This is a genomic window from Catellatospora aurea (assembly GCF_042663325.1).
In the GTDB taxonomy this organism is placed as follows: domain Bacteria; phylum Actinomycetota; class Actinomycetes; order Mycobacteriales; family Micromonosporaceae; genus Catellatospora; species Catellatospora aurea.
This window is the reverse complement of record NZ_JBHTAC010000071.1, coordinates 19,619-32,170: the sequence shown is the minus strand read 5'-3', so window position 1 is coordinate 32,170 and position 12,552 is coordinate 19,619. Positions and strand designations below refer to the sequence as shown.

Below are 12,552 nucleotides of genomic sequence, written 5' to 3'. Positions count from 1 at the left end.
TCGGCTTCGCTTCGCTTACCTCCTTGGTGGCGCGTGACGCCGGCGGCCGAACGCGTGGTGGGCGCGGCCCTCGGTGGTACAGCACCTCGGCGGGCGCGGTGCGAATTCATTCGTCGTCCGCGTGGTGGACACGCGTTGACGGGGGTCCGGGCGGGCGTGGAGGATATGGGTCCGGCCCATGTCGGGCCGTAGGTTGCATTCAGTTTGATCGTTGTTTGCGTGGCCATGGGTGTGGTGTTACCGCACTATTTGCCCGTGATCAGCGATCATGGGTGGGTCCCGGTGGCGGCAATGGCGGCGCTGAACCGGTGTAGACGGGCGCTGACCTGCGGGTGTGCGGTGGAGATTGTCTCCCGCGGATACGGCGCCGCAATGCGTACGAAACGGTAATAGGGCAAGGTCGGACAGAGATCCGGCACCAGCCCGCGTGCCGTCGTGGAGAGGAGCCGCCATGCTGCTGAGGGTCAGAGTCGCCCTGCCCGATCGTCCCGGATCGCTGGGGCAGGTGGCCCGGACTCTGGGCGTGGCCGGCGCGGACATCGTCCAGGTCGTGGTGCTGGAACGGCTCGGCGGCCGGGCGATCGACGACTTCACCGTGGTGTGGCCCGGTGGGGCCGGGGTGGAGCGGCTGCGCGCGGGGCTGAGTGCGATGCCGGGCGTGCGGGTCGACGGGATCTGGCGGGCGATCGGCGCGCCCGTCGCCGGGGCCTTCGACGCGGAGCTGCTCACGCAGGTCGCGTCGAACCCGAACGAGGGCCTGGCCACGCTGGTGGACACGGTGCCGGCGCTGCTGGCGGCGGACTGGGCGCTGGCGCTGCGGGTGCCCGCCGACTGGGCTGCGCGCGGGTCGGTGGGCATCGACGTGCGCCACGGGGCCGACGACATGGCCGTGCTGGGCGCGATGCGCAAGCGTCCCGAGCCGCCGGTCGTGTACGCGAGCTGGCGTGCGCCGGAGCAGCTCCTGCTGCCCGAGGTGACGCCGCTGCGGGCACGCTCGGTCACCGGCGCCGACGGCACGCGGTACGCGCTCGCGCCGTTCGGGCGCGCGGGACTGGTGCTGGTGGTGGCACGGTCGGCGGATGCGGAGCTGCCGGTGGCGGCGTTCCACGCGACCGAGGTCGACCGGGTGGCGCAGCTGGTGCGCGCCGCTGCGGCGATCGTCGGCGACCGGCTCGACGCGGTGAAGACCCCCGCCCCGCGGGCGGGGCAGCGCTCCTCGGAGGAGCCTGCTTCAGCGGTCTGACCTCAGCGTTTTCGCCTGCCGTGTGACCTCGGGCATAGCAAGATCTTGACAAGGCCGTGTAACCGCTGCGAAACACGGCAGGCGCACGCTGAGTCCTGTCGGTGACCGCCCTCATCATGGAGGAGCGTCCACTGGCAGGAAACGGAGCAGGTCATGGCGTTGTGGCGAGTGAGGGCGACCGTCGACGATCGTCCTGGGTTCCTGGCGGTGCTGACGGCGAGTCTCGCCCTGCGATCGGTCAACATCCTCGCGGTGCAGGTGCACACGACCGAGGAAGGAGCCGTCGACGACTTCCTGGTCGACGCGCCCGACGCGCTCTCCGAGGACGAGCTGGTCGCCGCCATCGAACGCGGCCGGGGGCGCGACGCCTGGGTCAGCCGCACCGACGTGTACGGCCTGATCGACCCGCCCACGCAGGCGCTGACCCTGGCCGCTCGGCTCGCGGCCGACCCCGACGGCCTGCACGGCGCGCTGTCCAGTCTGCTCGGCGGCAGCCTGGTGCGGCGGGAGCAGGGCGGCGCGACCGTCACCGGCCACGCCGACACCACGATGCGGCTGGCGGATCCGTTCACCGACAACGGTGTGCTGGTGGTGACCCGGCTCGCCCCGGCCTTCACCCCGGCCGAGTTCGCCCGCGCGCAGGCGCTGGTCGAGGTCGCCCGCGCGGCGCTGACCCGGCGGCTGGCCAGCGCGGTCGCGCTGCTGCCCGACGGCACCGAGGTCGCGTTCCGCCCGGCCGGTTCGGCGGACGTGTCGGCCGTCGACGACATGCACACGCGGTGCGGCGACCGCAGCCTGTTCATGCGCTACCTCGCCGGGACCCGCGGCCCGAGCCGAGGCAGGCTGTCGCGGCTGCTGACCCCGGCCCGCGGCTGCACGCTGGTCGCGGAGACTACGGTTGCGGGCACCGCGGGCAGCCGCATCGTGGCCGTGGCCAACCTGATCGGCGAGGGGGAGACCGCCGAGGTGGCGCTGCTGGTCGAGGACGGCTGGCAGCGGCGGGGCATCGGCACGGCGCTGCTGCGGCGGCTGCTGACGCTGGCGGGCCCGGCCGGCTTCCGCTCGGTCACGCTGCACACGCACTGCGACAACGACGCGATGCTGCGCACTATGAAGCGGCTGCCGCTGCCGGCCCGCACGGACCGCGACGGCACCCTCATCAGCGCCACCATCGCGGTGTCGGAGCTGCGCGCACCCGTGTGACCAGGGGAGTGATCCGGCTCCACCGTTGGTAGGCGGTCGCACACATTGTGCGATGGCTATGTTGGCGGTCGGTCAACCATTTCACTCATGACGTCCTCTCACATACCTCCGGCGGGATACCGTGACGCTCCATTGACCGAGTGGGACCCGGATCGGCCGGTCGACTTCGCCGAGGCCGAGGAGTTCCTGCGTGCCTGCTACACCGAGCTGCCCAAGCTCGGCCCGGTGGAGCCGCGGCTGGCCGTGGTGCGTGAGCAGATCGCCGCGCTGGGGACGTACACCCACACCCACGCCGAGCTGGTGCACGGGGCCCGCATGGCGTGGCGCAACGCCAGCCGGTGCATCGGCCGGGTGTACTGGCGCAGCCTGACCGTGCTCGACCGGCGGCAGCACCGCGCGCCCGACCAGATCTTCGACGACCTGGTCAGCCACCTGCACACGGCGACCGGGGAGGGGCACAACCGCGGCAAGCTGCGCGGGGTCATCTCGATCTTCGGGCAGGCGGTGCCGGGCCGCCCGGTCACCCGGCTGTGGAACGACCAGCTCATCCGGTACGCCGGATACCGCAGTGGCGACGGCATGACCGGCGATCCGCAGTACGAGCAGTTCACCTCGGCCGTCACCCGGCTCGGCTGGACCGGCAAGGGCAGCGCGTTCGACCTGCTGCCGCTGGTGCTGCAGACGGGCGACGGCGAGCCCCGGCTCTACGAGCTGCCCGAGTCGGCGGTCATGGAGGTGCCGCTGGCCCACCCGGAGTACGGCTGGTTCGCCGAGCTCGGCCTGCGCTGGCACGCGGTGCCCGCGATCGCCAACATGCGGCTGTCGATCGGCGGGGTGGACTACCCGCTCGCGCCGTTCTCCGGCTGGTACATGGGCACCGAGATCGGGGCCCGCAACCTCGCCGACGCGCACCGCTACAACCAGATCCCGGTGGTCGCGGCGCGGCTGGGCCTGGACACCAGCAGCGAGTCCACGCTGTGGCGGGACCGTGCACTGGTGGAGCTGAACCGCGCCGTGCTGTGGTCCTTCGAGCGCGCCGGGGTCCGCGTCACCGACCACCACAGCGAGTCGCGCCTGTTTCTGACCCACGTCGAGCGCGAGCGCCGGGCGGGCCGGGCCACCCCCGCGGACTGGACCTGGATCGTGCCGCCGATCTCCGGCGGGCTGACCCCGGTGTTCCACCGCTACTACACCGAGGCCGACCAGCGGCCGAACTTCTACCTCGACCGCTCCGCGCAGCAGCTGTCGCTGACCGGGCTGCCGCAGGTGTCCGTGCCGGCGCAGCGCACCTCACCGGAACCGCGTACCGCCGTCGACCCGGCGGCCGCGGTCTGCCCGATCACCGGCCGGACCGGCCCGAGGCCGAGCGCGGAGCCGGAGCCGCTGCCCGCCGACCAGGAGTTTGCCCCGGACACCGACCCGCTCGCGGCGTACGCCGACGCGGAGTCGACCATCCCGATCCCGGCCGGACCCGCGTCCGCGCCGATCACCGCCGAGCCGGTGCCCGCCCGCAAGCGGGGACTCCGCCGCCTACTCGGCTGAACCAACTGCTGACCTGCGGTTTCTGTCGACAGGCGTGATGAACCTCGCTGGCGGGGCAGGCTCGGATCGGCTAGGGCGCCGGCCGGCGGACCCCGGGCGAGCAACGTCCGGATATCGATCTTGAGGAAGGCTGCATTCGGGGCAGAGATTGGACTATGGTCGGGGCACGCTGAACCCCCGCCCCCTCAGGAGTTCGCATGCAACGACGCATCGCGGTCACGGCTGCGCTCGTCATGGTCGCGCTAGCCGCCTGCGGCTCCCCCTCGGAACCATCGGCCGGTGGCACTCTGCCGATCCCGACGCCCGCCCCCGCGGTGACGCCGACGGCGGCCCCGACGCCGACCTTCGTGGAGCCGAGCAGCTCACCGACGCCGACGCCGGTCCAGCCTTCCGCGAGCCCGGCCAAGCCGAAGCCGACGGTGGGCAAGCCGATCAGCTGCACGGGCAAGATCGCGCAGACCAAGCCCGCCGCGAGCGGCGCCGGACCCGGCGGCTCGCTGGTGAAGACCGGCTCGCCCGCGGTGGCGCTGACCTTCGACGACGGGCCGGACCCGGTCAACACGCCGAAGATCCTCGACGCGCTGCAGCAGTGCGGGGTGAAGGCGACCTTCTGCGTCGTCGGATTCCGGGCCCGGGACAACCCGGGGCTGATCGCCCGGATCGCGGCGGAGGGCCACACCCTGTGCAATCACTCCTGGCAGCACCTGTTCGACCTGGCCAAGCGGGATGACGCGTACATCCGCAAGGACCTGGAGAACACCAACAAGATGATCCTGCGGGCGGCCCCGCCCGGCGCCCGGGTCGCCTACTTCCGCGCCCCCGGCGGCAACTTCACCACCAAGCTGGTGAAGATCGCCTCCGACCTGGGCATGAAGTCGATCTACTGGCACGTGGACCCCCGGGACTGGGAGAGCGCCAAGTTCGGCAAGGGCACGGCGATGGTGAACCACATCATCGCGGCGGTGGAGCGCGACGTGCGGCCCGGCTCGATCGTGCTGTCGCACGACAACGGCAAACCCGACACCATCGTGGCGTACCGGACGCTGCTGCCCTGGCTGAAGGCCCGCTTCACACTGATCGCGCTGCCGGACGCACCGGACCCGCCGCCGTCCCCGGCTCCGGCGACCCCGCTGCCCTGACGAGCCCCGGCGCGCACCGCGCTCACACGACGAACGGCGTCCCCGGCGGGACGCCGTTCGTCGTGTCAGGTGCTCAGTGGCCGGTCAGCGTGCCGTGCTCGACGCAGGTGGCGGTCCAGCCGGCGGGCACGACCTGCACCTTCATCCGGCGGCGGCAGTGTCCGCAGAAGCGCGGCGGCTCCAGCTCACGGGCCGCCAGGCAGCCCTCGTGCGACACGCCGGCGGCCGGTTCGCCGCAGCGGTCGCAGTACGTCGTCTCCACGGCCGGCCTCACAGCGTCGCGGACAGCGCCTTGACCGGCATCTTGAGCTCGGCCAGCAGCTCAAGGTCCGAGGTCGCGGGACGGCCCAGGGTGGTCAGGTAGTTGCCGACGATCACCGCGTTGATGCCGCCCAGCAGGCCCTCGCGGGTGCCCAGGTCGCCCAGGGTGATCTCGCGCCCGCCCGCGTACCGCAGGATGGTGCGCGGCAGCGCGAGCCGGAACGCGGCGATGGCCCGCAGCGCGTCCTTGGGGTCCATCACCGGCTGGTCGCCCAGCGGCGTGCCCGGCCGCGGGTTGAGGAAGTTCAGCGGGACCTCGTCCGGCTCCAGCTCGGCGAGCTGCGCCGCGAACTCGGCGCGCTGCTCCAGGGTCTCACCGAGGCCGATGATGCCGCCGCAGCAGACCTCCATGCCGGAGTCGCGCACCATCTTCAGGGTGCTCCAGCGCTCCTCCCACGAGTGCGTGGTGACCACGTTCGGGAAGTACGACCGGCAGGTCTCCAGGTTGTGGTTGTAGCGGTGCACACCCATGTCCACCAGGTCGTCGACCTGCTCCTGGCTCAGCATGCCCAGGCTCGCCGCGACGTTGATGTCGACGGCCTCCTTGATCGCCTTCACGCCGTCGCGCATCTGCTGCATGAGCTTGGCGTCCGGGCCGCGGACGGCCGCGACGATGCAGAACTCGCTCGCGCCGGTGGCCGCGGTCTGCTCGGCGGCCTTGACCAGCGACGGGATGTCCAGCCACACCGAGCGCACCGGGGAGGAGAACAGCCCGGACTGGGAGCAGAAGTGGCAGTCCTCGGGGCAGCCGCCGGTCTTGAGCGACACGATGCCCTCGACCTCGACCTCGGGGCCGCACCAGCGCATGCGCACCTCGTGGGCCAGCTGGAGCGCGGCGGGGATGTCCTCGTCGGGCAGCCGGAGCACCTCGAGGATGTCGGCCTCCTCGAGGCCGAGTCCCTCGGCGAGGACACGGGTGCGGGCGCGGTCGAGTACCGATACTGAGCTGGTCGACATGGGCGTACCCTACAACGCGGCCTGTTCGGGTCGGCCAAAGGCCGAGTGACTTCAGACATGGATGGGTTGAATCATGGGCGACTGGCTGGCGACGCTACGGCGCAAGGCCGACCTGCGCGAACGCGCCGGGCTGCGCCGGGAACTGCGTCCGCGCGCCGGTGACGACGCGCTCGTCGACCTCGCCGGCAACGACTACCTCGGCCTGGCCCGCCACCCGCGGGTGCGGGCCGCGGCGGTGGCCGCGCTGGACGAGTACGGCCTCGGCGCGACCGGCTCCCGCCTGGTGCGCGGCAGCACCGACGTGCACAGCGCGCTGGAGGCGGCGCTCGCCTCGTGGCTGGGCACCGAGCAGGCGCTGGTCTACTCCAGCGGCTACCTCGCCAACCTGGGTGCGATCCGGGCCCTGTGCGGCCCGAACACGCTGCTGGTGTCCGACGCCCACAACCACGCCTCGCTGATCGACGGCTGCCGGCTGGCCGGGGCGGAGACGGTGACATTCGCCCACGGCGACCCGGCCGACGCGGCCCGGCTGCTCGCCGCCCACCCCGGCCGGCCGGCGGTGGTGCTCACCGAGTCGGTGTTCTCCGTCGACGGCGACCTCGCTCGGCTGGCCGAGCTGCACGCCGCCGCCCGTGCGCACGGGGCGTTGCTGCTGGTCGACGACGCGCACGGGCTCGGCGTGGTCGGGCCCGCCGGCTCCGGCGGCGTGGTCGCGGCCGGGATCGCCGGGCAGCCCGACGTGATCGTCACCGCGACCCTGTCCAAGGCGCTCGGTGGGGCGGGCGGCGTGGTCGCCGGGCCCGCCGCGCTGGTCCGGCACCTGGTCGACACCGGCCGCACCTTCATCTTCGACACCGCGCTGCCGCCCGCGATCGCCGCCGGGGTCACCGCGGCGCTCGACCTCGCCCGCGACGGCGAGCCGCTGCGCGCGGTGCTGCGCGAACGCGCGGCCGCGATCCGTGACACGTTCCGGGCAGCGGGGCTGGCGGTCACCGACCCGGCGGGCGGCGTGGTGTCGGTCGAGGCGCCGTCGGCCGAGCAGGCCTGGGCCTGGGCCGGGGCGTGCCGCGACAAGGGCGTGGCGGTAGGGTGCTTCCGCCCACCGTCCACCCCGGACAGCCGGTCCCGGCTGCGGCTGACGGTCAACGCAGGCGTTCCCGCCGACGACTTCGCGCGGGCTTTGGAGATCATCGTGGAGGTGCGGCCGTGACGGCGCTGACGGGGATCGTGCTGATCACAGGCACGGACACCGGGGTGGGCAAGACCATCACGACGGCCGCGATCGCGGCCGCGGCAACCGCTTCGGGGGTACGCACCGCGGTGGTCAAACCCGCCCAGACCGGCATCGACCCCTCCTACGGCGAGGTGCCCGACATGGCGGTCGTGGCCCGGCTGGCCGCCCCCGCCACCACGGTCACCCTCGCCGAATACCCGGACCCGCTCGCGCCGACCGCCGCCGCCCGGGTCGCCGGCCTGCCGCCGCTGGACATGTTCGCGATCATCGACCAGGTCAAGGCCATCGCGGCCGAGCACGAGCTGACCCTGGTCGAGGGCGCGGGCGGGCTGCTGGTGCCGATGGGCCTGCACCCCGGCGGCGCGGCCTGGTCGCTGGCCGACCTCGCGGTGGCGCTGTCCGCGCCCGCGGTCGTGGTCGCGCGCGCCGGTCTCGGCACCCTCAACCACACCGCGCTGACCCTGGAGGCGATGGCCCGCCGCGACATCGCCGGCCGCGTCGTGCTCGGCTCCTGGCCCGGCCGCCCCGAACTGGTCCACTACGCCAATCTGTCCGACCTGCCCGAAGACCTCGACGGGCTGATCCCCGAGGGCGCGGGCGACATCGAACCCGGCGTCTTCCGCCGCAGCGCCCCCGGCTGGCTCAGCCCCGCCCTGTACGGCGACTGCGACGACCCCCGCACCCTCGCCGAGCCGGACGAGGACTGACCCCCGCCGCAACTCTTAAAGAGTCGCGGCCTGGCAGCGGGTCCGAAGCCGCGTCTCTTTAAGAGTTGCGGCAGGTGGGGGGTCAGGGGTGGCGGATGGTGAAGGTGTCGGGTATGCGGAAGCTGAGGTTGTCGGGGCACCAGGGGCCGCGGAGGATCTCGGCGTCGCGGAGCAGGGGGGCGGTTTCGGCGACGACGACGGCGGCTTCCATGCGGGACAGTTGCGCCCCGACGCAGCGGTGTGCTCCCGCGCCGAAGGCCAGGTGGCGGCGGGAGCCGCGCTGGCCGGGTACGAAGTCGTGCGGGTTCTCGGCGGCCGTGAGCCCGGCGCGGGCGAGCCACAGCACGATGCTCGCGCCCCGCCGCACCGGGAAGCCGTCGAGGTCGGTGTCCCGGGCCGCCACCCGTCGCCAGGTGGGGATCGGCGGGACCAGCCGCAGGCCCTCCTCGACCACGTCGTCCACGCCGACGGTGCCCCGGGCCAGCCCGTCCAGCACCGCGGGTTCGCCGGTCAGCCGGTGCAGCAGCAGGGTGAGGAACTGCGACGTGGTCTCCTGACCGGCCACGAGCAGGAAGAACAGCGCCCCGACCGGGGTGTCCTTCGGCAGGCCCGCCGCAGCGGTATGGGCGCGCAGCTCACCGACCATGCCGCCGGCGGTCGCCGCGAAGTCGCGCAGCACCGTGTGGAACCGGCCGACGGTCTCGGCCAGCGCGAGCTGCCGGGGCGAGTCGAGCGGTGCCCAGAACAGTTCCAGCGCGGCCCGGGAGAACTCCTTGACCACGGCTGCGTCAGCCGCGGGCAGCTCGACGAGTTTCGCCAGCACCAGCAGGGGCAGGTCGGCGGCGAGATCGGCGTACAGGTCGACGGGCTCTCCGGCGCGCAGCCGCGCGGCCAGCCCGGCGACGCGGCGGCGCACCAGGCCGGTCAGCCAGGGCCGCAGCGCCTCGACCCGGGCCGGGTGCAGGGCCTGCGCGGTGATCTCGCGGATCGCGGGGTGGGAGACGCCGCCGTTGTTGGCCAGCGTGGCGGGCAGCTTGAAGCCGTACGAGGCGAGCACGCGCAGGGCGCTGACCGGCATCGGGCTGACCGCGTCGAGGGCGTTGTCCGGCCGGAAGGTGTCCGGGTCGGCCAGCACCCGCCGGACGAGCCGGTGTTCGCTGACGACGACGTGGGGGACGCCGACGTGGTCGGTCACCTCGACGGTCGCTTCGGCCCGCCCGTCGTTGTCGAAAGGCTGGTCCCAGGTACGGAACAGCACTCGGACACCGTACAAGGCGAAGTGAGGCAGCGTTCAGCCAAGGGCTTGCGGGGTGATGACGGTGATACCCGTCGGGGGCGCGTCGCCCATCGCGGTCAGCGCGGCGGGCACCGCGTCGAGCCCGATGGTGCGGGTGACCAGCGCGTCGGGGCGCAGCCGCCCGGACACCACGAGGTCGAGCATCGGCGGGTAGTCGGCGGCGGCCATGCCGTGGCTGCCCAGGATCTCCAGCTCCCAGCCGATGACCCGGCCCATCGGCAGCTCGGGCGCGCCGTGCGGGAGCAGCCCGACCTGCACGTGGCGGCCGCTGCGGCGCAGGCTCAGGACGGCCGCGGCGCAGGTCGCCGGGCTGCCCAGCGCGTCGAGGGTGAGGTGCGCCCCGCCGCCGGTCAGCTCGCGCACCGCCGCGACCGGATCGGTCTCCCGGCTGTTCACGCAGGCCACGGCTCCGTGCTCGCGGGCGAGGTCGAGCGCGCCGCCGGAGACGTCGACGGCGACGACCCGCGCGCCGTACGCGGCGGCGATCATCACGGCCGACAGCCCGACGCCGCCGCAGCCGTACACGGCGACCCACTCACCGGAGGCGACCCGCCCCTGCGCGACCACCGCCCGGTACGCGGTGGCGAACCGGCAGCCCAGCGCGGCCGCGGCGGCGTACGACAGCTGCTCGGGCAGGCCGACGAGGTTGAGGTCGGCGTGGTCGATCGCGACGTACTCGGCGAACGAGCCGCGGTGGGTGAACCCGGGCTGGGTCTGAAACTCGCAGACCTGCGGCGCGCCGCGCCGGCACGGCTCGCAACCGCCGCAGCCGCAGACGAACGGCACGGTCACCCGGTCGCCGACCTGCCAGCCGGTGACGTCCGCGCCGACCGCGTGCACGGTCCCGGCCAGCTCGTGGCCCGGCACGTGCGGGAACGCGGCGATGTCGGGGTCGTGGCCCATCCAGCCGTGCCAGTCGCTGCGGCACAGACCGGTCGCCTCGACCTTGATCACGCAGCCGTGCGGCGGCGCGACCGGTTCGGGCAGCTCACGCACGTCAGGCCGCTGTCCGAAACCGTCGTAGGCGACCGCGCGCACGTGTTCCCCTCCCACCGGGCCGCGACCGGAGCTCCGGCCACGATCACCAGCACACTACGTCGCGGCCCGGGGCGCGGGTAGGTCCGGAACGCACACGGATCATGGCGCGCGTCCGGCCGCCGCTACTCGGCAGCCGGGTAGGGCTCCGGGCGGCGGTACGCGACACCGAGCGCGTCGAAGCGGGCCAGCATCACGTCCAGCCGCTGCCGGAAGTCGCCCAGCTCGGTGCGGGTGCCCCAGCCCGTCTCGGCGACCGCGGACATCCGCGGCAGCAGGTTGTACGCGGCCCGCCCGACCGTCGGCAGGTACTCGCCCCACAGGTTGCCCTGCACGCCGAGCACCCGGTTGTCGCCGGCCGGCGGTTCGCCGGGTTCGGGCTGGTAGGCGTACACCTTCTCCAGCGGCAGCAGCCCGCCGATGCCCACCGGCTCGCCGGGCGCGTCGGACTCGTAGTAGTCGAGGTAGACGTGCTCGCACGGGGTGGCGACGACGTCGTGCCCGGCCCGGATCGCCTCGTCGACCTTCTCCTGGTGCCGCCAGGCCATGACCACGGCCTCGGCGGGCGCGCCCCGGCCGACCAGCTCGTCCCAGACGACCACCCGGCGGCCGTGCTCGCGCAGGTGCGCGGACAGTTCGGAGATCCACCAGCCGAGCAGGTCCTCCGGGTCGGTCAGCCCGAGTTCCTTCATCCGCGCCTGCGCGCCCGGGTTCGCCGACCACTCCGTGGGCGGCACCTCGTCGCCGCCCAGGTGGATCAGCGGGGACGGGAAGACGTCGACCAGCTCGTCCAGCACGTCCTTCATCACGCGCACGGTGGCGTCGTCGCAGTTGAGCACGGTGTCGTAGATGCCCCAGCGGGTGCCCGTGGCCAGCTGCGTCCCAGGGTTGTTGCCCAGTTGCGGGTAGGCGGCGATGGCCGCGGTGGTGTGTCCGGGCAGGTCGATCTCGGGCACGACGGTGACCCCGCGCCGGGCCGCGTACGCGACCAGCTCGCGCAGCTCGTCCTGGGTGTAGAAGCCGCCGTGCGGGGTGCGGTCGGCCTGCTTGATGTTCTCGTGGCCGATCGGCGACTCCCGCCGCCACGCGCCGACCTCGGTCAGCCGCGGGTGGCTCTTCACCTCGAACCGCCAGCCCTGGTCCTCGGTGAGGTGCAGGTGCAGCGTGTTCATGCGGTGCAGGGCGAGCAGGTCGACCACGGTGCGCAGCCACGACACCGGCTGGTACCACCGGCCGACGTCGACCATGATGCCGCGCCACGGGTACCGGGGCCGGTCCTCGATCGCGACGCACGGCAGGGTCCAGTCGGTCCCGGTGACGGGTGTGGCGGCGTACGCCTGCGGGGGCAGCAGCTGGCGCAGCGCCTGCACGGCCCAGCGCAGCCCGGTGAGCGTGCCCGCGACGGCCCGCGCGCCCGCGCCGTCGACGGTGAGCCGGTAGCCCTCCGCACCGAGCCCGGACGTGTCGTCGAGGGCGAAGACCAGCTCGGCGTCAGCGCCGCCGTCGGCCAGCGGCAGTCCGGTGGCCGGGCCGATCAGTTCCCGGAGCAGGGCGGCGATCTCGGCCGGGGCGCTGACCGCGGTCCGCGGGGTGAGCGTCAGCCGTCCCTCGGCCGGTGCGTACGAGACGGGTTGCGGGATCAGCACGGCGGCTCCTCCGGACGGCGGCGCGGTCTCAGCTTAGAAAACGCTTTCTGGAACAACCTTATGACCGTAGTACAGCTTCTTAACAGTAGTCAAGATCCACAACGGACAGGTCGTCGCTGTCGGGCAACGGTCAGCGCCGGTCTGCCGGGCAGTGATGGATAACGTTTTCCCGCTTCTCTTGTGTGGCTGAGAGTGCATGCCCTATCTTCTGCGTCATCAATCGGGGAA

Annotated in this window: 11 protein-coding genes; 6 read left to right on the top strand and 5 right to left on the bottom strand. The window is 73.2% G+C overall.

Annotated features, from left to right (window positions below):
- Positions 1-451: 451 nt before the first annotated feature.
- The 4 genes from ACFQO7_RS36470 to ACFQO7_RS36455 all read left to right on the top strand — a co-directional run bounded on the left by ACFQO7_RS36470 (position 452) and on the right by ACFQO7_RS36455 (position 5,127).
- On the top strand, positions 452-1,243 hold the full coding sequence (locus tag ACFQO7_RS36470; protein WP_376810674.1) for an ACT domain-containing protein: 792 nt from the start codon (positions 452-454) through the stop codon (positions 1,241-1,243).
- Positions 1,244-1,396: 153 nt separating this feature from the next.
- The gene (locus ACFQO7_RS36465) at positions 1,397-2,446 is read left to right on the top strand and encodes a GNAT family N-acetyltransferase (RefSeq protein ID WP_376810673.1); all 1,050 of its coding nucleotides are present in this window, start codon (positions 1,397-1,399) and stop codon (positions 2,444-2,446) included.
- A gap of 132 nt (positions 2,447-2,578) precedes the next feature.
- The gene (locus ACFQO7_RS36460; RefSeq protein ID WP_376810672.1) at positions 2,579-3,988 is read left to right on the top strand and encodes a nitric oxide synthase oxygenase; all 1,410 of its coding nucleotides are present in this window, start codon (positions 2,579-2,581) and stop codon (positions 3,986-3,988) included.
- A gap of 197 nt (positions 3,989-4,185) precedes the next feature.
- A complete protein-coding gene (locus ACFQO7_RS36455; protein WP_376810671.1) occupies positions 4,186-5,127 on the top strand; it encodes a polysaccharide deacetylase family protein in 942 nt (313 codons plus the stop codon).
- A 73-nt stretch (positions 5,128-5,200) separates the two neighbouring features.
- Here the strand turns inward: ACFQO7_RS36455 and bsaP are convergent, their stop codons facing one another.
- Positions 5,201-5,401: a biotin synthase auxiliary protein BsaP gene (bsaP, locus tag ACFQO7_RS36450; protein ID WP_376810670.1), complete on the bottom strand. Its 201-nt coding sequence runs from the start codon at positions 5,399-5,401 to the stop codon at positions 5,201-5,203.
- Positions 5,398-6,405 (bottom strand): biotin synthase BioB, encoded by a 1,008-nt coding sequence (bioB, locus tag ACFQO7_RS36445; protein ID WP_361057075.1) that lies wholly within the window; start codon positions 6,403-6,405, stop codon positions 5,398-5,400. The genes bsaP and bioB overlap by 4 nt, the downstream gene beginning before the upstream one ends.
- Positions 6,406-6,478: 73 nt before the next feature.
- Here bioB and ACFQO7_RS36440 point away from each other — a divergent pair, with 73 nt between their 5' ends.
- Complete coding sequence (locus ACFQO7_RS36440; RefSeq protein ID WP_376810669.1) at positions 6,479-7,615, top strand: 8-amino-7-oxononanoate synthase; 1,137 nt, start codon at positions 6,479-6,481, stop codon at positions 7,613-7,615.
- 17 nt (positions 7,616-7,632) lie between these two features.
- Positions 7,633-8,346, top strand: coding sequence for a dethiobiotin synthase (gene bioD / locus ACFQO7_RS36435; RefSeq protein WP_376810675.1), 714 nt, complete (start codon positions 7,633-7,635; stop codon positions 8,344-8,346).
- Positions 8,347-8,428: 82 nt separating this feature from the next.
- Here bioD and ACFQO7_RS36430 read toward each other — a convergent pair whose 3' ends face one another.
- From ACFQO7_RS36430 to ACFQO7_RS36420, 3 genes are all read right to left on the bottom strand, one after another.
- On the bottom strand, positions 8,429-9,604 hold the full coding sequence (locus ACFQO7_RS36430; RefSeq protein ID WP_376810668.1) for a cytochrome P450: 1,176 nt from the start codon (positions 9,602-9,604) through the stop codon (positions 8,429-8,431).
- Positions 9,605-9,637: 33 nt separating this feature from the next.
- On the bottom strand, positions 9,638-10,681 hold the full coding sequence (locus tag ACFQO7_RS36425; protein WP_376810667.1) for a zinc-dependent alcohol dehydrogenase family protein: 1,044 nt from the start codon (positions 10,679-10,681) through the stop codon (positions 9,638-9,640).
- Between the two features lie 122 nt (positions 10,682-10,803).
- Positions 10,804-12,324, bottom strand: coding sequence for a beta-N-acetylhexosaminidase (locus tag ACFQO7_RS36420; RefSeq protein WP_376810666.1), 1,521 nt, complete (start codon positions 12,322-12,324; stop codon positions 10,804-10,806).
- Positions 12,325-12,552 lie beyond the last annotated feature (228 nt).